Source organism: Microbacterium rhizosphaerae, from assembly GCF_034120055.1.
In the GTDB taxonomy this organism is placed as follows: domain Bacteria; phylum Actinomycetota; class Actinomycetes; order Actinomycetales; family Microbacteriaceae; genus Microbacterium; species Microbacterium rhizosphaerae.
In genome coordinates, this window is sequence record NZ_CP139368.1 from 1,899,151 (window position 1) to 1,916,245 (window position 17,095).

The 17,095-nt window shown below is 68.9% G+C and carries 19 protein-coding genes and 1 tRNA gene; 13 read left to right on the plus strand and 7 right to left on the minus strand.

Annotated elements, in window-relative coordinates; translation table 11 throughout:
* Nucleotides 1–134: 134 nt before the first annotated feature.
* Nucleotides 135–2,558, plus strand: a complete 2,424-nt coding sequence (locus SM116_RS08365; RefSeq protein ID WP_320944135.1) for an Rne/Rng family ribonuclease — start codon at nucleotides 135–137, stop codon at nucleotides 2,556–2,558.
* Between the two features lie 20 nt (nucleotides 2,559–2,578).
* Here SM116_RS08365 and SM116_RS08370 read toward each other — a convergent pair whose 3' ends face one another.
* Both SM116_RS08370 and SM116_RS08375 read right to left on the minus strand, forming a co-directional pair.
* Nucleotides 2,579–3,187, minus strand: a complete 609-nt coding sequence (locus tag SM116_RS08370; protein ID WP_320943981.1) for a TMEM175 family protein — start codon at nucleotides 3,185–3,187, stop codon at nucleotides 2,579–2,581.
* A complete protein-coding gene (locus SM116_RS08375; protein WP_320943982.1) occupies nucleotides 3,184–3,462 on the minus strand; it encodes a DUF4031 domain-containing protein in 279 nt (92 codons plus the stop codon). Before SM116_RS08375 ends, SM116_RS08370 begins: the two co-directional genes overlap by 4 nt.
* Nucleotides 3,463–3,700: 238 nt before the next feature.
* Here SM116_RS08375 and rplU point away from each other — a divergent pair, with 238 nt between their 5' ends.
* The 9 genes from rplU (at nucleotide 3,701) to rsfS (ending at nucleotide 10,464) form a co-directional block, all read left to right on the plus strand.
* On the plus strand, nucleotides 3,701–4,009 hold the full coding sequence (gene rplU, locus SM116_RS08380; protein WP_320943983.1) for a 50S ribosomal protein L21: 309 nt from the start codon (nucleotides 3,701–3,703) through the stop codon (nucleotides 4,007–4,009).
* A gap of 18 nt (nucleotides 4,010–4,027) precedes the next feature.
* A complete protein-coding gene (gene rpmA, locus SM116_RS08385) occupies nucleotides 4,028–4,285 on the plus strand; it encodes a 50S ribosomal protein L27 (RefSeq protein ID WP_320943984.1) in 258 nt (85 codons plus the stop codon).
* Nucleotides 4,286–4,403: 118 nt separating this feature from the next.
* The gene (gene obgE / locus SM116_RS08390) at nucleotides 4,404–5,942 is read left to right on the plus strand and encodes a GTPase ObgE (RefSeq protein WP_320943985.1); all 1,539 of its coding nucleotides are present in this window, start codon (nucleotides 4,404–4,406) and stop codon (nucleotides 5,940–5,942) included.
* Entirely contained in the window at nucleotides 5,939–6,778 is an 840-nt protein-coding gene (gene proB, locus SM116_RS08395) for a glutamate 5-kinase (RefSeq protein ID WP_320943986.1), read from the plus strand. The genes obgE and proB overlap by 4 nt, the downstream gene beginning before the upstream one ends.
* Nucleotides 6,775–8,043, plus strand: a complete 1,269-nt coding sequence (locus tag SM116_RS08400; RefSeq protein ID WP_320943987.1) for a glutamate-5-semialdehyde dehydrogenase — start codon at nucleotides 6,775–6,777, stop codon at nucleotides 8,041–8,043. The genes proB and SM116_RS08400 overlap by 4 nt, the downstream gene beginning before the upstream one ends.
* Before the next feature lie 54 nt (nucleotides 8,044–8,097).
* Nucleotides 8,098–8,322 (plus strand): hypothetical protein, encoded by a 225-nt coding sequence (locus SM116_RS08405; protein WP_320943988.1) that lies wholly within the window; start codon nucleotides 8,098–8,100, stop codon nucleotides 8,320–8,322.
* Nucleotides 8,323–8,330: 8 nt separating this feature from the next.
* Nucleotides 8,331–8,927, plus strand: a complete 597-nt coding sequence (nadD, locus tag SM116_RS08410; RefSeq protein ID WP_320943989.1) for a nicotinate-nucleotide adenylyltransferase — start codon at nucleotides 8,331–8,333, stop codon at nucleotides 8,925–8,927.
* Nucleotides 8,924–10,078, plus strand: coding sequence for a hypothetical protein (locus SM116_RS08415; RefSeq protein WP_320943990.1), 1,155 nt, complete (start codon nucleotides 8,924–8,926; stop codon nucleotides 10,076–10,078). The genes nadD and SM116_RS08415 overlap by 4 nt, the downstream gene beginning before the upstream one ends.
* Nucleotides 10,075–10,464 (plus strand): ribosome silencing factor, encoded by a 390-nt coding sequence (gene rsfS, locus SM116_RS08420; RefSeq protein ID WP_320943991.1) that lies wholly within the window; start codon nucleotides 10,075–10,077, stop codon nucleotides 10,462–10,464. The genes SM116_RS08415 and rsfS overlap by 4 nt, the downstream gene beginning before the upstream one ends.
* Here the strand turns inward: rsfS and SM116_RS08425 are convergent, their stop codons facing one another.
* Nucleotides 10,465–10,890, minus strand: coding sequence for a VOC family protein (locus SM116_RS08425; RefSeq protein ID WP_320943992.1), 426 nt, complete (start codon nucleotides 10,888–10,890; stop codon nucleotides 10,465–10,467).
* 120 nt (nucleotides 10,891–11,010) lie between these two features.
* Here SM116_RS08425 and SM116_RS08430 point away from each other — a divergent pair.
* The 3 genes from SM116_RS08430 (at nucleotide 11,011) to SM116_RS08440 (ending at nucleotide 12,975) form a co-directional block, all read left to right on the plus strand.
* Nucleotides 11,011–11,086 (plus strand) — tRNA-Ala (locus SM116_RS08430).
* A 345-nt stretch (nucleotides 11,087–11,431) separates the two neighbouring features.
* Nucleotides 11,432–12,565, plus strand: coding sequence for a tyrosine-type recombinase/integrase (locus SM116_RS08435; RefSeq protein WP_320943993.1), 1,134 nt, complete (start codon nucleotides 11,432–11,434; stop codon nucleotides 12,563–12,565).
* A 221-nt stretch (nucleotides 12,566–12,786) separates the two neighbouring features.
* Entirely contained in the window at nucleotides 12,787–12,975 is a 189-nt protein-coding gene (locus SM116_RS08440; RefSeq protein ID WP_320944136.1) for a helix-turn-helix domain-containing protein, read from the plus strand.
* Nucleotides 12,976–13,056: 81 nt separating this feature from the next.
* Here SM116_RS08440 and SM116_RS08445 read toward each other — a convergent pair whose 3' ends face one another.
* The 4 genes from SM116_RS08445 to dprA all read right to left on the minus strand — a co-directional run bounded on the left by SM116_RS08445 (nucleotide 13,057) and on the right by dprA (nucleotide 16,971).
* Entirely contained in the window at nucleotides 13,057–13,566 is a 510-nt protein-coding gene (locus SM116_RS08445; protein ID WP_320944137.1) for a hypothetical protein, read from the minus strand.
* A 68-nt stretch (nucleotides 13,567–13,634) separates the two neighbouring features.
* Nucleotides 13,635–14,078: a single-stranded DNA-binding protein gene (locus SM116_RS08450; RefSeq protein WP_320943994.1), complete on the minus strand. Its 444-nt coding sequence runs from the start codon at nucleotides 14,076–14,078 to the stop codon at nucleotides 13,635–13,637.
* A gap of 183 nt (nucleotides 14,079–14,261) precedes the next feature.
* Nucleotides 14,262–16,037 carry a type IV secretory system conjugative DNA transfer family protein gene (locus SM116_RS08455; protein ID WP_320943995.1) on the minus strand — a complete coding sequence of 592 codons (1,776 nt, stop codon included), beginning with the start codon at nucleotides 16,035–16,037 and terminating at the stop codon, nucleotides 14,262–14,264.
* Nucleotides 16,038–16,077: 40 nt separating this feature from the next.
* Nucleotides 16,078–16,971, minus strand: a complete 894-nt coding sequence (gene dprA, locus SM116_RS08460; protein WP_320943996.1) for a DNA-processing protein DprA — start codon at nucleotides 16,969–16,971, stop codon at nucleotides 16,078–16,080.
* Nucleotides 16,972–17,095 lie beyond the last annotated feature (124 nt).

Sequence of the window (17,095 nt, forward strand, 5' to 3'; positions counted from 1 at the left end):
GGCGACGAGTGCCCTCGCAGTCCGCGCCACGGGCCGACTGCAGACCGAGTGAGTTCGCGGCACCGCAGGTGCGGCGCCGCACGAGAATATCGCCGGGCGACGCGCGGTGTCGCCCCGCTGGGAGTACGCCGGTGATGGCCGATGAGAACAACAACGACAACCCCGACCTCCAGCCCGAATCGGATGCGGCGTCCCTGACGACCGGTTTCGACGGGGTTGCAGACGCGTCCATAGAGGATTCCGCCGAGCCGGAGGCCGAAGCGGTCTCCGAGGTCGCGGAGCTTTCCGAGGTGGTTGAGGTCGTCCAGGTCTCCGAGGTCGCGGAGGCTTCCGAGTCCTTCGACGGCCCGGAGCCGGAGGTCGCAGAGGTCGCAGGGCCTCTCGAGGAAGCGCAGCCCGACACGCCCGCCGCTCAGGCGACGGAGCCCGCAGAGGAACACGCGCCCGAGCCGCTCGCGGCGGCCGAGTCGCCCGAGGCCGAGCCCGAGCCCGGTCCCGTCACGGCGGTCTCGCTGGGCCTGCTGCCCGAGGTCTTCGTCTCCTCGGTGTCGACACAGCTCCACTTCTACGCGCCGGAGATCACGCACATCCCGGCCGCCCCTGAGCCCGAGGCCGAGGCCGAGGACGGCCAGAGCAGCAGCTCGCGTCGTCGTCGCCGCCGCGGCCGCGACGAGGCCGCCGAGGAGCAGCGCCAGCCCGTTGCCCAGCCGCGCCAGCGCGCCGTCGAGCTCATCACCGAGCCGCAGCGCATCAAGGGCTCCACGCGTCTCGAGGCCAAGAAGCAGCGTCGCCGCGACGGCCGCGAGGCGGGACGTCGCCGCCCGGTCGTGACCGAGGCCGAGTTCCTCGCCCGCCGTGAGGCTGTCGACCGCGTCATGATCGTCCGCTCCAAGAACGGCCGTATCCAGATCGCCGTGCTCGAGGACAAGGTGCTCGTGGAGCACTACGTCGCACGCAACCAGGACGCGTCCCTCATCGGCAACGTCTACCTCGGCCGTGTCCAGAACGTGCTTCCCAGCATGGAGGCCGCGTTCGTCGACATCGGCCGCGGCCGCAACGCGGTGCTGTACTCCGGCGAGGTCGACTGGGACGGCGTCGAGACCGGCAACCAGCCGCGGCGCATCGAGCTCGCGCTGAAGTCCGGCGACAAGGTGCTCGTGCAGGTGACGAAGGATCCGGTCGGCCACAAGGGCGCCCGTCTGACGAGCCAGATCTCCCTCCCCGGCCGTTACCTTGTGTACGTGCCGGGCGGGGCCATGAACGGCATCTCGCGCAAGCTCCCCGACACCGAGCGGGCGCGCCTGAAGAAGATCCTCAAGGAGGTGCTCCCCGAATCGTCCGGCGTGATCGTCCGCACGGCCGCCGAGGGTGCCACCGAGGACCAGCTGACCCTCGACGTGCAGCGTCTCACCAACCAGTGGGAGCACATCAGCCGCCAGGTCGAGTCGATCCAGGCACCCGCCCTCCTGCACTCCGAGCCGGATCTGCTCGTCAAGATCGTCCGCGACGTCTTCAACGAGGACTTCTCGAAGATGCTCATCCAGGGCGAGGACGCGCAGCGCACGATCGAGACGTACCTCGCGAGCGTCGCTCCCGACCTCCTCGAGCGCGTGGAACGGTACGAGGGCGACAACGATCCCTTCGACCAGTTCCGGGTCACCGAGCAGATCGAGAAGGCCCTCGATCGCAAGGTCTGGCTGCCCTCGGGCGGGTCGCTCGTCATCGACCGCACCGAGGCGATGACCGTCGTCGACGTCAACACCGGCAAGTTCGTCGGCTCGGGCGGCAATCTCGAAGAGACGGTCACGAAGAACAACCTCGAAGCCGCGGAGGAGATCGTCCGCCAGCTCAGGCTGCGCGACATCGGCGGCATCATCGTCGTCGACTTCATCGACATGGTGCTCGAGTCCAATCGCGACCTGGTCCTGCGTCGTCTCGTCGAGTGCCTCAGCCGCGACCGCACCAAGCACCAGGTCGCCGAGGTCACCTCGCTCGGCCTCGTCCAGATGACGCGCAAGAAGCTCGGACTCGGCCTTCTCGAGACCTTCAGCGAGCCGTGCGAGGTGTGCGCGGGCCGCGGGGTCATCGTCCACCACGATCCCGTCGTCAAGCACCGCGCGCCGACCGGCAACGGCAATGGCGGCGGCAGCGCCAACAGCGGCAACCGCCGCACCCCGCGCTCGAACGCCCCCACGACGAACACTCCGGCGACCGGAACGCACGTCATCACGGAGGGCGTGAAATCCGCGCTCGCGCAGATCGCCGCGTCGACGATCCACCCGCACGACGAGGTTCACCTCGACGAGCTGCACGTGGATGCCGGGCCGCGCGCCGACGAGGCGGCCCCGGTCGAGCAGCAGGGGCCCGAGCGCAAGAAGCGCCGCAAGAAGCCCGACACCGCGCGCAGGGCCCCGAAGACCGAGAAGGAGCTCCTGCTCGACTCGGTGCTCAACGCCCTCCCGGAGCCCAAGGCTCCCGGACAGGGCCGCAGCCGGCGTCGCGTGACCACGGCGGGCCTGCCCGGCACACCGGTGGTGCACACTCCCGACGCCGAGTAGATCGCGCCGCGAGGGCGACGTCAGGCGGCGTCGTCCTCGCCGGGCGCGTCCTGGTGCGCCTTGAGGTACCGCTCGACGCGCCGGTCGGGCACGAGCCAGATGATCGCCACCGCGATGAAGGGCAGCAGTGCGAGCCACGGCACGATGAACGCGAGCGCGATTCCGAGCACGTAGAGGGCCGGCGAGACCCACCCCTTGAGATCGCGGCCGAAGGCCTCGCGCACGCGCTCGCCTCCCGGCTGGCGGGCCATCGTGTTCTGCAGGATCGAATACGCGATCGCCGCGCCGAGGAGATTCAGCCCGTACACGACCGTCGGCACGAGCGCGACGCGCGTCTCGGTCAGCCACGCCGTCGTGAAGGGGTAGAGCGACAGCCAGAACAGCAGGTGCAGGTTGGCCCACAGCACCCCGCCGCTGACGGTGGGATGCAGCTGGAACAGGTGATGGTGGTTGTTCCAGTAGATGCCGATGTATACGAAGCTCAGGAGGTAGGTGAGCAGGCCGAGTCCCGACGTGTGCAGGAGGTCCGCCCATCCGTCGCCCTTGGGGACCGCGAGCCCGAGCACCATCACGGTGATGACGATGGCGAGCACGCCGTCGCTGAAGGCCTCCAGCCGCGACGAGCTCATCGCAGGCCCTCGCGCCGCTCGCGCGCGGTGACCCGCAGCCCCGAGGCGATGAGCCTGCGCACGAGCTCGTGCCCGTCGACGTGCTCGGCACCGGCGCCGATCAGGCGGGCGTGGATCTCGTCCGGGACGTCGTAGTGGTCGCGGTCGAATCCGCGTCGGGGGATGCCGTTGGCCTGCGCGAACGCGTGCAGCTCCTCGACGCTCTCGTCGCTGACGAGGTGCGCCCACAGGCGTCCGTGCGCCGGCCAGCGGGGGTCGTCGATGAGGATGGCCACGCGCCGATCCTAGGGGGAGCCGGCGACGCCGAGGGCGGGACGGCGCGCCGCAACCCCGCGCTTTTGCCTGGCGGCGGGGCATCGGGTAAAGTATTCCTTTGGTGCGTGCGTCCCCGGGACTGTGGCCGACGCCCGTCCCCGAACGAGTCGCTGTGCGACCCGGAGCTGGGCCGCACCAGAACTTCCCGTCTACCCAGACAATTCGGAGCCCTCGGCTCCCAGACGAAACAGGTGTGAAGTGGTTTACGCAGTTGTGCGCGCCGGCGGCCGGCAGGAGAAGGTGTCGGTCGGGACGGTCGTCGTGCTCGACCGCCAGAAGGCCGGGATCGGCGACACGATCGAGCTCCCCGCCGTTCTCCTCGTCGACGGCGACTCCGTCACGACGGACGCCGACGCCCTCGCGAAGGTGTCCGTCACCGCGGAGGTGCTCGGTGAGGAGCGCGGCCCGAAGATCGTGATCCAGAAGTTCAAGAACAAGACCGGCTACAAGAAGCGCCAGGGCCACCGCCAGGACCTCACGCGCGTCAAGGTCACCGGCATCAAGTAAGCCAGGAGAGGCGCAGAGATGGCACACAAAAAGGGCGCAAGCTCCACCCGTAACGGTCGCGACTCCAACGCCCAGCGACTGGGCGTGAAGCGCTTCGGCGGCCAGACCGTCAACGCCGGCGAGATCATCGTCCGCCAGCGCGGCACGCACTTCCACCCGGGCTCCAACGTGGGTCGCGGTGGTGACGACACGCTGTTCGCGCTCGCCGCGGGGGCGGTCGAGTTCGGCACCAAGGGCGGCCGCAAGGTCGTCAACATCGTGGCGGCCGCGGAGTAGCCTTCGACAGGCTCAGGCACCACGCCTTGATTCGCGGGGGGCGGGCTTCGGCCCGCCCCTCGTCCATTTCCGGCAGAATCCGTAGGGATCGCCGGGACGACACAACGTGAGGAGCGGCATGGTCACCTTCGTCGATCGCGTCACCCTGCATCTGCGGGCAGGCAAGGGCGGGAACGGATGCGTCTCCGTGCGCCGTGAGAAGTTCAAGCCGCTCGCCGGTCCAGACGGCGGCAACGGCGGTCACGGCGGCGACATCGTGCTCGTCGCCGACCCCCAGGTCACCACACTGCTCTCCTACCACCACTCGCCGCACCGCGCCGCCGGCAACGGCGGCTTCGGCATGGGCGACAATCGCTCCGGCGCCGAGGGCGAGGACATCGAGCTGCCCGTGCCGGTCGGCACGGTCGTGAAGGATGCCGACGGCGAGGTCGTGGTCGACATGCTCGATCCGGGCATGCGGTTCGTCGTCGCACCCGGCGGGCGCGGCGGCCTCGGCAACGCGGCCCTGGCGACGACCAAGCGCAAGGCTCCCGGCTTCGCGCTGCTCGGCACTCCCGGGTGGGAGGGCGATGTCCTCCTCGAGCTGAAGACCGTCGCCGACGTCGCCCTCGTCGGATTCCCGTCCGCCGGCAAGTCGAGCCTCATCGCGGCGATGTCCGCCGCGCGGCCCAAGATCGCCGACTATCCGTTCACGACGCTGCATCCCAATCTCGGCGTCGTCCAGGCCGGTGACGTGCGCTACACGGTCGCCGACGTTCCCGGCCTCATCGAGGGCGCCAGCGAGGGCAAGGGCCTCGGTCTCGAGTTCCTCCGTCACGTCGAGCGCTGCACGGCGCTCGTGCACGTGCTCGACTGCGCGACGCTGGAGCCCGGGCGCGACCCGCTCACCGACCTCGACGTCATCCTCGGCGAGCTGGCGGCGTACCCCGTTCCCGAGGGTCAGGTGCCGCTCATCGACCGGCCCCAGCTCATCGCGCTCAACAAGATCGACGTGCCGGAGGCGAAGGACCTCGCCGATATGGTGCGCCCCGACCTCGAGGCGCGCGGCTACCGCGTGTTCGAGATCTCGACCGTGAGCCACGAGGGCCTGCGCCAGCTGAGCTTCGCCCTGGCCGACATCATCGTCCGCCACCGCGCGGAGGAGGCGGCGAAGCCGGCCGTGCCGCGCGTGGTCATTCGCCCGAAGGGCGCGGATGCAGACTTCACCGTGCGGGTCGAGGGCGGCACGTACGGGCCCGTGTACCGCATCCTGGGCGACAAGCCGGTGCGCTGGGTGCAGCAGACCGACTTCCAGAACGACGAGGCCGTCGGCTTCCTCGCCGACCGCCTCGAAAAGCTCGGCGTCGAGGACGAGCTGTTCCGCGTGGGTGCGACGCCGGGTGCGACGGTCGTGATCGGTCCCGGCGACGGCATCGTCTTCGACTGGCAGCCCGCACTGACCTCGGCCGCCGAGCTCATGACCGCGCCGCGCGGCACCGACCCGCGACTCGACCAGAACGCCCGCCGGACGACGGCGCAGCGTCGCGAGCGGTACCACGAGATGATGGATGCCAAGGCCGCCGCACGCGCGGAGCTCGAGGCGGAGCGCCTGATGACCACGGCCGAGCTCGAGAGCGAGCGCATCGAGCACGGCGCCGCCGAGGAGGGGCACGAGTGACCCTTCGCGATCGATCCGAGCTGCGCGGCGTCCGCCGCGTCGTCGTGAAGGTGGGGTCGTCGTCGATCAGCGGCGAGAACTCCGCGAAGATCGATCCGATCGTCCGGGGTCTCGCGGCAGCGCATGCGCGCGGCACCGAGGTCGTCCTCGTCTCGTCCGGCGCGATCGCGACGGGCATGCCCTTCCTCGCCCTCGACTCCCGGCCGACCGACCTCGCGACGCAGCAGGCTGCGGCGGCGGTCGGCCAGAACGTGCTGATCTACCGGTACCAGCAGGCGCTGCGCGAGTTCGGGATCGTGGCGGGTCAGGTGCTGCTGACGGCGGGGGACTTCGAGGACCCGACCCACCGCTCCAACGCACGGCGTGCCATGGAGCGGCTGCTGGGGCTGCGCATCCTTCCGATCGTCAACGAGAACGACACGGTGGCGACGCACGAGATCCGCTTCGGCGACAACGACCGGCTGGCCGCCCTCGTCGCGCAGCTGATCGGCGCCGACGGCCTCGTGCTGCTCAGCGACATCGAGTGCCTCTACACCCGCCCGCCGCAGGAGGAGGGCGCCGAGCCCATTCGCACGGTGCCCTTCGGCGCCGACCTGCGCGAGTTCGAGTTCGGCTCGACCGTCGTCAACAGCGTCGGAACCGGGGGAGCGGCGACCAAGGTCTCCGCCGCGCGCCTGGCCGCGTCGGCCGGAGTCGGCGTGCTCGTGACGAGTGCCGACCTCATCGACGAGGCCCTGTCCGGTGCCGACGTCGGAACGTGGTTCGCACCGGACGAGGTCGCCGTGCTGCCCCTGGCGACCGGGCCGGTGCACACCGCCGATAAACTGACGAGATGATCTCGACCGCTGCGACCGCCGCCACCGCGCGCGAGCGCATGCTACTCGCCAAGGATGCCGCGCGCCAGATCGGACTCCTCTCCGACGAGCGCAAGCGCGATGCGCTGCTCGCCATCGCGGGTGCCATCGAGTCCGCAGCCCCGGCCGTCGTGGCCGCCAACGCCGAGGATCTCGAGCGCGGCCGTGCGACCGGCCTCTCCGCCGGACTGCTCGACAGACTGCGGCTCGACGAGCCCCGCGTCGCGGCCCTCGCGGCCGCCGTGCGCGACGTCGCAGCGCTTCCCGATCCGGTCGGCCGCGTGCTCGACGAGCGCGTGCTGCCGAGCGGAGTGCGCCTGCAGAAGGTCTCGGTGCCGTTCGGGGTCATCGGCTCGATCTACGAGGCCCGGCCGAATGTGACGGTCGACATCGCGGCGCTCGCGGTGCGATCGGGCAACGCAGTCGTCCTGCGCGGCGGCACGGCAGCCGAGCGCTCCAACGCGGCTCTCATCACCGCGATGCGCGACGCTCTCGCCGAGCAGGGCATCGATCCCGAGGCGATCCAGACGGTCGACGACTTCGGTCGCGAGGGCGCCCGCGAGCTGATGAACGCGCGCGGAATCGTCGACGTGCTCGTGCCGCGGGGAAGTGCGCAGCTCATCGAGACGGTGGTGACCGAGTCGTCCGTGCCGGTCATCGAGACAGGTGCGGGCGTCGTGCACATCGTCCTCGACGAGAGCGCACCGCTGGAGTGGGCGCGCGACATCGTCGTGAACGCCAAGGTCCAGCGGCCGAGCGTGTGCAACGCCGTGGAGACGGTGCTCGTCGTCCGGGGCGCAGCATCCCGTCTCGTCGACCCCGTCGTCGCGGCCCTGCAGGATGCGGGTGTCACCGTCCACGGCGACGAGGCGGTCGCCGCCCTCGCCCCCGGTGTCGTCCCCGCGACGGATGCCGACTGGCAGACCGAGTACATGAGCCTCGACCTCGCGATGCGCGTCGTGGATGACCTCGACGAGGCGCTCGCGCACATCCGCCGGTATTCCACCCACCACACCGAGTCGATCATCACGCAGGATGACGCGAACGCCGAGCGATTCCTCGCCGAGGTCGACTCGGCGGTCGTCATGGCCAACGCCTCCACGCGCTTCACCGACGGCGGAGAGTTCGGCTTCGGCGCGGAGGTGGGCATCTCCACGCAGAAGCTGCACGCCCGCGGGCCGATGGGGCTGCCGGAGCTCACCAGCACCAAGTGGCTCGCGCGCGGCTCCGGACAAGTCCGTTCCTGACGGCATAGACTGGCACGAGCGCTCTGCGCGTCCGAACCCCGAAACGGAGCCCCGATGTCCATCGCCACACTGATCGCCTTCGCCGCCGCCGAGGCCGGGCACTCCGGCAACGTCATGCTCGAGACGGTCATGTACCCGATCATCGCGATCTCCACTTTCGCACTCCTCGCGCTGGTCACCTCCTCGTATCGCCACGTCTCCAACCGTCACGCGAACAAGGCCGAGGCGTACGCCCGCGCTCACGCGGACGAACTGCAGCAGACGGGGCACGGGCACTAGGCAGCCGAATGACGGTGACGCGGACCCGGCGGATCGGGGTCATGGGCGGGACGTTCGATCCCATCCACAATGGCCACCTGGTCGCGGCGAGCGAGGTCGCGCAGTCCTTCGACCTCGACGAGGTGGTCTTCGTCCCCACGGGTGAGCCGTGGCAGAAGAGCGAGGTCACGGACAGCGAGCACCGCTACCTGATGACGGTGGTGGCGACCGCATCGAACCCCCGTTTCACGGTGAGCAGGGTCGACATCGACCGCCCAGGACCCACCTACACGATCGACACCCTCCGCGATCTGCGCGCTCAGCGGCCGGATGCACAGCTGTACTTCATCACCGGTGCAGACGCCGTGGCGCAGATTCTCAGCTGGAGGGACCATGATGAACTCTGGGAGCTCGCCCACTTCGTCGCCGTATCGCGGCCGGGGCACGTCCTGAGCACCGACGGCCTGCCCGAACACGTCGTCAGCCAGCTCGAGGTTCCCGCCCTCGCGATCTCGTCCACGGACTGTCGGGATCGCGTCGATCGAGGTCATCCCGTGTGGTACCTCGTCCCCGACGGTGTCGTCCAGTACATCGCGAAGCATCATCTCTATCGGAGCAAGGCATGAGCACACCTGAGCAGTCAGAAACTCCTCAGCTCACGCGGAAGCAGATGCGCGAGCAGCAGCGCGAGACCGGCGCTGTGCCGATCACGTCGGTGCCCGCGCCCGCCCCCGGACCCCGGCCCGTCGCCGTCCCCCCGGTTCCGCCGCTTCCGCGGCCGGCCGAGCCGGCGGCCGTGCCCCCGGCGCCTGTTCCCGACGCGAGCGTCGACCTCGGCGTGTCGCCTCTCACGCGGCGTCAGGCCCGCCAGCAGGAACGCATCCGCACCGCGTCGGTTCCGGTGATCACGCCCGAGGTGGCCGCAGCACATCTCGCCGCGACGGCCGCACCCGCGTCAGCCGCGACGCCGACGCCGACGCCTGCGCCGGCACCCCTGTCCACGCCGCCCGCGTTCGACCAGGCCCTCACGTCGCCGGCGCCCCGGCCCACCGAGCCCGAGCCGCTCACCGCCGCCTCGTCGCTGCGTTCGCTGTTCGAGGGGACGGACGACACACCGACGGATGCCACGCCGACGGACTCGTCTGCGCCGACGCCCGCTCCCGTCGCTTCGACGCGGGCCGTACCGCCGGCGCCGCAGCGCGACGAGTTCGCAGACGCGCTGGCGAGCCTCAACAGCGGATCCACCCCGGCCCAGGGCGACCGCCCGACTGTGAGCAGCGCCTTCGGCGCGTCGATGCAGCCCGGGGGACCGTCGCCCGCTGCGGCCACGCGCGGTGAGACGTTCGACGGTGTGCTCTCGCGCGATACGTCGACGAACGGCTCCGTCGCCTCACCGCACACGCTCATCGTGTCGCAGAATCCGACGGCCGGGCCGATCTCGGCGCCGATCGCGTCGACGGGCGAGGTCCTCGTGACCGGCACGTACGCCCTGCCCGACGGCCTGGGCTCGATGGGCCACGTGCCCGGCGCGGCCGACGGCAAGGAGGTGGACGCGACCCTCGTCGACGGTGAGCTTCCTGTCCACTCGTCACCGACCCCGATCGCGGCCAGTGCAGCGATCAGCACGGCCAAGGGCCAGGATGACCTCATCCGCCCGCCGGCTCCCGAGAAGAACAGCAGGCTCATGCTCACTCTTGCCATAACCGCCGGGGCGCTCGCCCTGGCGCTGGTCGGCGTCCTCGTCGTCGCCTTCGCCACGGGGGTGTTCAACTCATGACCGCCTCCGCGCAGGGCATCGAGATGACGCAGATCGCGGCGCGCGCCGCGGAGGCGAAGGGCGGCGAGGACCTCGTCGCCCTCGACGTGTCAGGACCGCTGCCGCTCGTCGATGTCTTCCTGCTCGTCACGGGCCGCAGCGAGCGCAACGTCGCAGCGATCGCGGACGAGGTGGAGGAGCAGCTGCTTCTCGCCGGGCACAAGCGCGTCCGGCGCGAGGGCCGCAACGAGGCGCGCTGGGTGCTGCTCGACTTCGGCGACCTCGTCGTGCACGTGTTCCACGAGCAGGAGCGCGTCTACTACGGGCTCGAGCGTCTGTGGAAGGACTGCCCGACGGTGCCTCTCGATCTTCCGAGTCGTGTCGCGGCTGGGCCCTCTGCCAGCTGATCACTGCAGGCAGAACTCGTTCCCCTCGGGATCGCGCATCTGGTAGTAGTGCTCGGGCCATGGGCCCCACATCTGGTGCACCAGCCGCACGACCTCAGCGCCCAGTCCGACCAGTCGGTCGCGTTCGGCGTCGAGCTGCTCGGGCGTCGGACGGCGACCCGGTGTCGTCGCGACATCGAGGTGCAGGCGGTTCCGTCCGCTCTTGGGGCCGTCGGCGTGGTGGAAGAAGAACCGGGGACCCACGCCTGCAGGATCCTCGGCGAGTCCCACCTTCGCGAGATCGTCCTCGGTCAGTCCCGCATCCAGCAGCTGCTGCTTGAGCGGATCCTCGAACTCCTGCGGGGGGTAGCCGAACACGCCGCCCCAGAAGCGCGCCAGCCGCTGCGGGTCGTCCGCGTAGAAGGTGATGTTGCCCAGTCCCGCCATGGTGTCTCCGTCCTTTGCGGGGAGGCTACGCGCGGGTGCGGACATCCGGCCCGATTTCGTGTCGCGCCCGTCCATGCAGTAAACTGGACGAGTTGTCCGGAGCGATCTGGAACAGCGTCTGGGCCTGTGGCGCAGCTGGTAGCGCACCTGCATGGCATGCAGGGGGTCAGGGGTTCGAGTCCCCTCAGGTCCACCAAACATCCCCGGAATTCCGCGATTCTCCGCCGATTTCCGGGTCCGGATGGGGGCTCCAAGGGGACTCGGTCGCCTTTTACTCGCCCTTTTCAACCGCCGGCGTCCGCGATTAATCAGAGCGAACCGCAGCCATCGCGGTCGCCGCTACCGCGCGGCGAGGCCTCTGGCAGTCGACATCATCGCCGCGCGCGGCCGGACGCGCACACCTATATGGAAGGTCGAGGCCCCGCCCGCCTCGCTGTGGACGTCCGCTCGACACGCGAAGCGGGGTGTTGAGATGTCGCGACCGAGATTGCAGCCCGGGACGTGGGGCGAGTTCAGCAAGGCGACTCTCCCGAACGGCAAGGTGGTCCTCACCGCGCGCTATCGCAGGCAGGATGGCATCGAGTCAAAGACCACGGCCCAGGGCCTGAACGCAGCCGAAGCGAAGCGCAAGCTGATGGCCAAGCTGCCGGAGCTCGTCGCGCAAGCGGAGGCGGGCAAGTCGACCCGGTCGCGTGATAACTCGCTGACGTTCCGCGACGTCGCGCTGGAGTGGATCAGGTATGACGAACTCCGGATGGAACAGCTTGAAATCAAGCGCTCGACATTCAACGAGCACCAGCGCATCGCACGCAACATCCTGATCCCACGCCTCGGCGACAACACGCTTGACGAGTTCACGACGCGCGAGATCGCGGTCACCTACCACCAGATGGTCCGAGAGTGGCCCGCGCAAGCGCGCAACGCGAAGGGCGTGCTCTCGCTGATCATGACGTTCGCAGCTCAGATGGGGCTTGTCGATCGCAATCTCGTGAGGGAGGTGCCCGCCATCCGGCGGAAGAAGAAGGAGATCTTCGCGCCAGGCATCGACGAACTGCGGGTGTTCCGTGATGCTGTGGTTGCTTACAACGAGGATCCGAACCGTCCCGGGCCGATGCCCGGTCCACTGCTGCTCGACTCGATTGACATGATCCTGGCCACGGGCATGCGCATCGGGGAGGTGCTGGGCCTGCGTTGGGAGAAGGACGTGTTTCTCGACGACAGGTCGCCGTACGTCGTTGTTAATGGGGCGATCAAGGAAAAGGGCGGCGCGAAGCGCTGGGAGCCATTCCCGAAGACGGAGGCCGGGCGGAGAGCGATCGCCATCCCCGACTACGCCTCTGCGATACTGCTCCGGCGGATGGTCGAGAACGTCGGCGGAAGCGAGTTCGTCTTTCACACGAGAACGCGGCGACCCAACGGCCCTCAGGATGTGCACCGGTCACTTCGGAATGTTCGCCGGCACGCGAATCTGGCGGACGATTATGTGCCGCACGCCCTCCGGAAATCCGTCGGCACCACCGTTGCCGACACGATCGGGCTGGAGCAGACGGCATTGCTGCTCGGTCACGAACGGTCGCGGGTAACCGAGCAGTTCTACGCGAAGCGCACCCACGAGACTCCAGACGTGCGCCATATCCTGCAGGCTGTCCACGAGAGCATTCTCGCCAGCGAGTAGCCAAGCCGGTGGTTGGGGAGAGCGACGGCAGTCGTCGCGGCTCTCGAGTGGCGACCTAGGCAATTCGCAATACCGTGGCGCCCTCCGGCGATGTCACGGTACACAACGGTTCGAGGCTAACCTTGCGGGTTGCCTAGGACTTCCTGGGGTGGGCGGCGTACCTCCTCGGTATGGACGTAGAGAACATCGCCACAGATAACCCCTGGGGGCTTGAGTCCCTGATGGACGTAACGGAGGTAGCCCGCCATCTGCATGTCCCGGTCTCGACTGTCTACGACTGGCGCACTCGGGGTGTTGCCCCTCGCGCATATCGCTTCGGCAAGCACCTCGCGTTCGCCGTGTCGGACGTGCGCACCTGGATCGAGCAGCACCACGAGCCGGAATTACCGGCCCGATCCGACGGATCGTAGAGGTCGGGGGATGCACAAGGAGCCGATCGTGCCGTCACACCCCGGGACAGTTGTGCTCCAGGTCGTGGGCGAACCTGCCGCTTATGCCGCAGGTCCGCCCATGGCGGCGTAGAACGCTTGTTCTGCTGCGCGGCGTTTGGCGACGTCCGCGGTGACGAATGCGATGAAGTCTTCGTCGCGGTCGGTGATCGCAACGTCTTCAACCGGTTCTGCGGCCTCTTCTCCTGGCCATGAGGTTTGGCGGGTGGCGCGGTCGCGATCGAGTCGCGTGCCGGAGTTGGTGACCCAGTCGTGGAGTCGCTGGCGTGCGTTGGCGAAGTCGCTGTGCCATCCGAAGGGGGCGGATGCGTGCTGGTCGGGGTCGTACGCGGCCAGCCAGTGAAGGTGCAGGGCGGATAGTTCCCACACCAGCTCCGGGTGGCGGTGCCACAGGGGAGGGATGACGGATGCCGGCAGCCCGTAGGTTCGGCGGAGCCAGTTCACCCAGCTGTTGAGCTCGATCCACGCGATCTCGGCCTCCTCGGCGGTGAGGAGATTCCAGTTCACCGGGCGCGGCGGGTCTGCGGTGGTCGGTCCGTCGTCGTCCTCCATCGACGGCGGCGCGGATGGCACCCCGGGCTGGTCAGGATACGAGTTGGGGTGCGGCGACATCCCGGTCCTCAGATTCCCATCCCGGTAGTAGTTGCTGCTGATTCCTTCGCCACCGTTGTGCGGGTGGTGGCGTCGCGTTCTGGCGCCTGCCTGCGCCGGCTGCGGTCGACTTCGTAGTTGGTGCGGGCGAGGTCGTGGCCGAGCTTCTTGGCCACGAACTCCTCAGTTTCGATGGCCTGGCCGTCGCGTTCGATCGTGAACTTTCGGGTGTAGCCCTCGGCGATGAAGCTGTCGCCCTTCGCGAGCCGCGTGAGCGCACGCTCCGCGGTTGCTCGATAGGCGACCATGTCGTGGAAGGTCGGCTCGAGTTCGGTGAAGGTTCCGTCGTCGTTGCGTCGGAAGGTGGGTTGTCCGATCCGCACGTAGAGGCGGGTGTCGCCGCTTTCGGTGACGGTCTGTTGCGGGTCAGAGGCGATGAATCCGGAGATCGACTGTTGGGTGTGCAGAGCCATGGGGCTGGCCTCTCGTTCTAGATGAAGCAGGGAGATCCGCTTCATCTGAGAGGTGTGCACGCGCAGCGTGAGGTGCAACGTCGGAGATGTGCTGATGGGTATGGGCGGACTTCGTGACCGGTTGCCCGGTGAGCTGGCGTCGTGGCCTCGTTCGGCAGTCGCGATGGTCGAGAAGGCGATGGCTCACCGTGGAGGTTCGCGCAGCAACGACTCGAGGTCGCGGCGGTCGTTCAGCAGTCGCTTCGCGTCCGGTCGCGAGGTCCAGATGCGCAGCCGGGTGACGATCGGCGGGGCGGCGCGCAGCATGACGAGGCCGGTGCCGAATGGCAGGGTTCGGATGATGTCTGGCGGCATGATGGCGACTCGGCGAATCGATCGCTGCGCTGACCGCGAGCCGCGGTCGCCCACGGTGGTGGAGTCTGTGGTTTCGTCCCGGTCGCCGATGAGGGTGGCGAGGTCCTGGAGGTCGCGGGAGTTCGACGCGCCGCCGAGCACGACTTTGACGATGGAGGCGTCCCAGATCGCGCCGGCCGCGTTGTCACTCCATTTCGAACGCGCCTGGGTGAGCGATTGGAGCACGGGCATCGTGGTGATACCTGTACCTCCGCCCTCGGCCATGAGGGTCGGCAGCGAGGGAAGCGGGGCGAGGTTTCCGATCTCGTCGAGGGCGAGTAGCAGCGGGGGATCGAGGCGCGCGCCGGGATTGCGGGCGGCGATACGTCGCGCTGATTCGACGACATCCTCGACGAACGCCGCGACGAGAGCTGCCGAGTTGTTGGCTCCGGCTCCCGTTGCGAGCAGATACAGCGTTCCGTTGCTCCGCAGGAAGGTGTCCGGGTCGAAGGACTCGCCGTCGGCCGGCGATACGGCTGCGAGGACGCGTGGGTCGGCGAGGGCTCCCAGGGCGAGGGACACTCCTTGCCAGATCGAGTCACGCGTTCGCGGGTCGGACTCGAGCATCGCTTGAAGCGAGTCCGCCCAGCCGGTCGCCGCACGCGGGTCATTCACGAGGATTGCGACCGCCTCGGATGCAACGGCCGGGTCGAGGGTCCACCGGAACAGCTCGCTGGGGGGTCTCTCAGCCAGCGCGGCCGCGTGCAGAAGTGATTGGAGTGCGGTGCGGGTCTTGGCTTCCCAGAATCCGCCCGAGTCAACACCGCCGGCCGACAGCCCTGTGCCAGAGGCCAGGCCGGCGGCACGGATCATCGCGGTCAGGGGGTTGTCGCAGCCGCGGATCGGCGACCAGCGCAGGCCGGCCGGGACGCCCTCGGCGAGCTGCTGCGGATCGAAGACGGCGACAGGACCGAGGCGTTCCCGGGCGCGAAGGGTCGCGGTGAGATTGTCGGGCCGGGTGGAGGTGGTCACGACGGCTCCGGGTGCATCGAGGATTGCGTTGATGACGATGTGGGCGCCCTTTCCCGACCGTGGTGGGCCGATGACGAGGATTGAGTCCTCGACGCTTGCCCATACGGAGGTGGAGCGGGCGTGGCCGATCAGGTAGCCGACGTCGGCTGGCTTCGCGTTCGTGAGGGACGGTCGCAGGTGCGCTGCCCGTCGCATCAGCGCCGCCTTCGATGCCGCCTTCGCGACGGCGTGTCGACCTGCGATTCCGGGGATGCTGTGGGGGTCTGATGCCGTGTTTCGGTGAACTTTGCCCAGGAGCCGCCAGACCAGGGTGACTGCGCTCGCAGCGGAGAGCAGGAGCACGGCAGCACAGCACCAGTAGGCGACGGGATTGAGTCCAGGTGCGTTCAGTGCCGCAGCGGGATCACCCGCATTCAGCAGTACGGCGAGGCCCGAATCGATCCCGGCAACGGGTTGGCCGATACCTGTCAGCCAGGTCGCGACCGACCCGGCCGCACGAAGTATCAGGGCCAACGCAGCTCCCGTCAACAGAATGCCGAGGCCGAGGTTTGTCAGCTCATCGCCGAGGGTGGTCACCTCCTTTGGTGCGGTCATTGCGAAACCAGACCCGTGCTCTCGCGGGCCGAGCAGCTCATCACAGGGAGATGTCGGGCTCGAGCCGGAGTCGCCGGCCGGGCGCAAGCGAATAGTCCAGGTAGCGGTCGGTCACCACCGTGCTGGTCGAATCGAGAAGATCCGTCGCGTCTCGCGCGTCGGTGACGATGGTCGCGATCCCTTCCTGCAGCAGTCTGTGACAGCCGGCACTGGCCGGGCTCGTCACGGGTCCCGGCACGGCCCCGATCGGCCTTCCGAGCGCGTGGGCTTGCGCCGCGACGTTGAGCGTGCCGGACCGGTAACCGGCCTCGACGACCACTGTTGCGCCGGCGAGGGCGGCGAGTATCCGGTTGCGTTGCAGAAAGCGCCACCGGGTGGGCGAGGAGCCGGGTGGAAGCTCGCTGAGCAGAAGCCCGCCGCCATCCTTGATCCGTTCGAAGAGCTGCTGGTTGCCGACGGGGTAGTACAGGTCGAGTCCGTTGGCGAGGACCGCGACAGTGGACCCGGGCTCGGCCATCATCGCCGCCCGGTGGGCGGCCCCGTCGATGCCGTAGGCGCCCCCCGAGATGATGATTCGGCCCTGGGTCGCGAGGTCGGCGGCGAGTTCCATCGTGATGTGCTCGCCGTAGCTCGTCGCTGCGCGCGCTCCGACGAGCGCGATGCGTCGGGCGGTCACTCCCTCGAGACCGCTCGGCGTGCCGCTGAGCCAGAGCGCGATCGGGGCATGGATGCCGAGCTGTTGCATCTCGGCTGGCCAGTTGAGATCCTCGACGCTGATCATTGCGAGGCCGCGTCGATCCATGTCCTGCCGAATGCGATCGACCTGCCCGGGGTCAAGTCGGGGCGCGAGGCGGCGTCGCCACAGCCCGCCTTCCGCCGGGTCGACTGCTCCCGGCAGTGGCCCGTCGGCGGTGACCAGAGCGAGAGTTTCCACGGCACCGACCCTCGAGATGAGGGCCCCTGTGACCGCGTCGCCCGGTTCCGAGATTGCCGCGAGGCTGATCCGTGCGAGTCGGTCTTCGGACCATGAGTCAGCCATGAGATGCCTCCTTGTGATG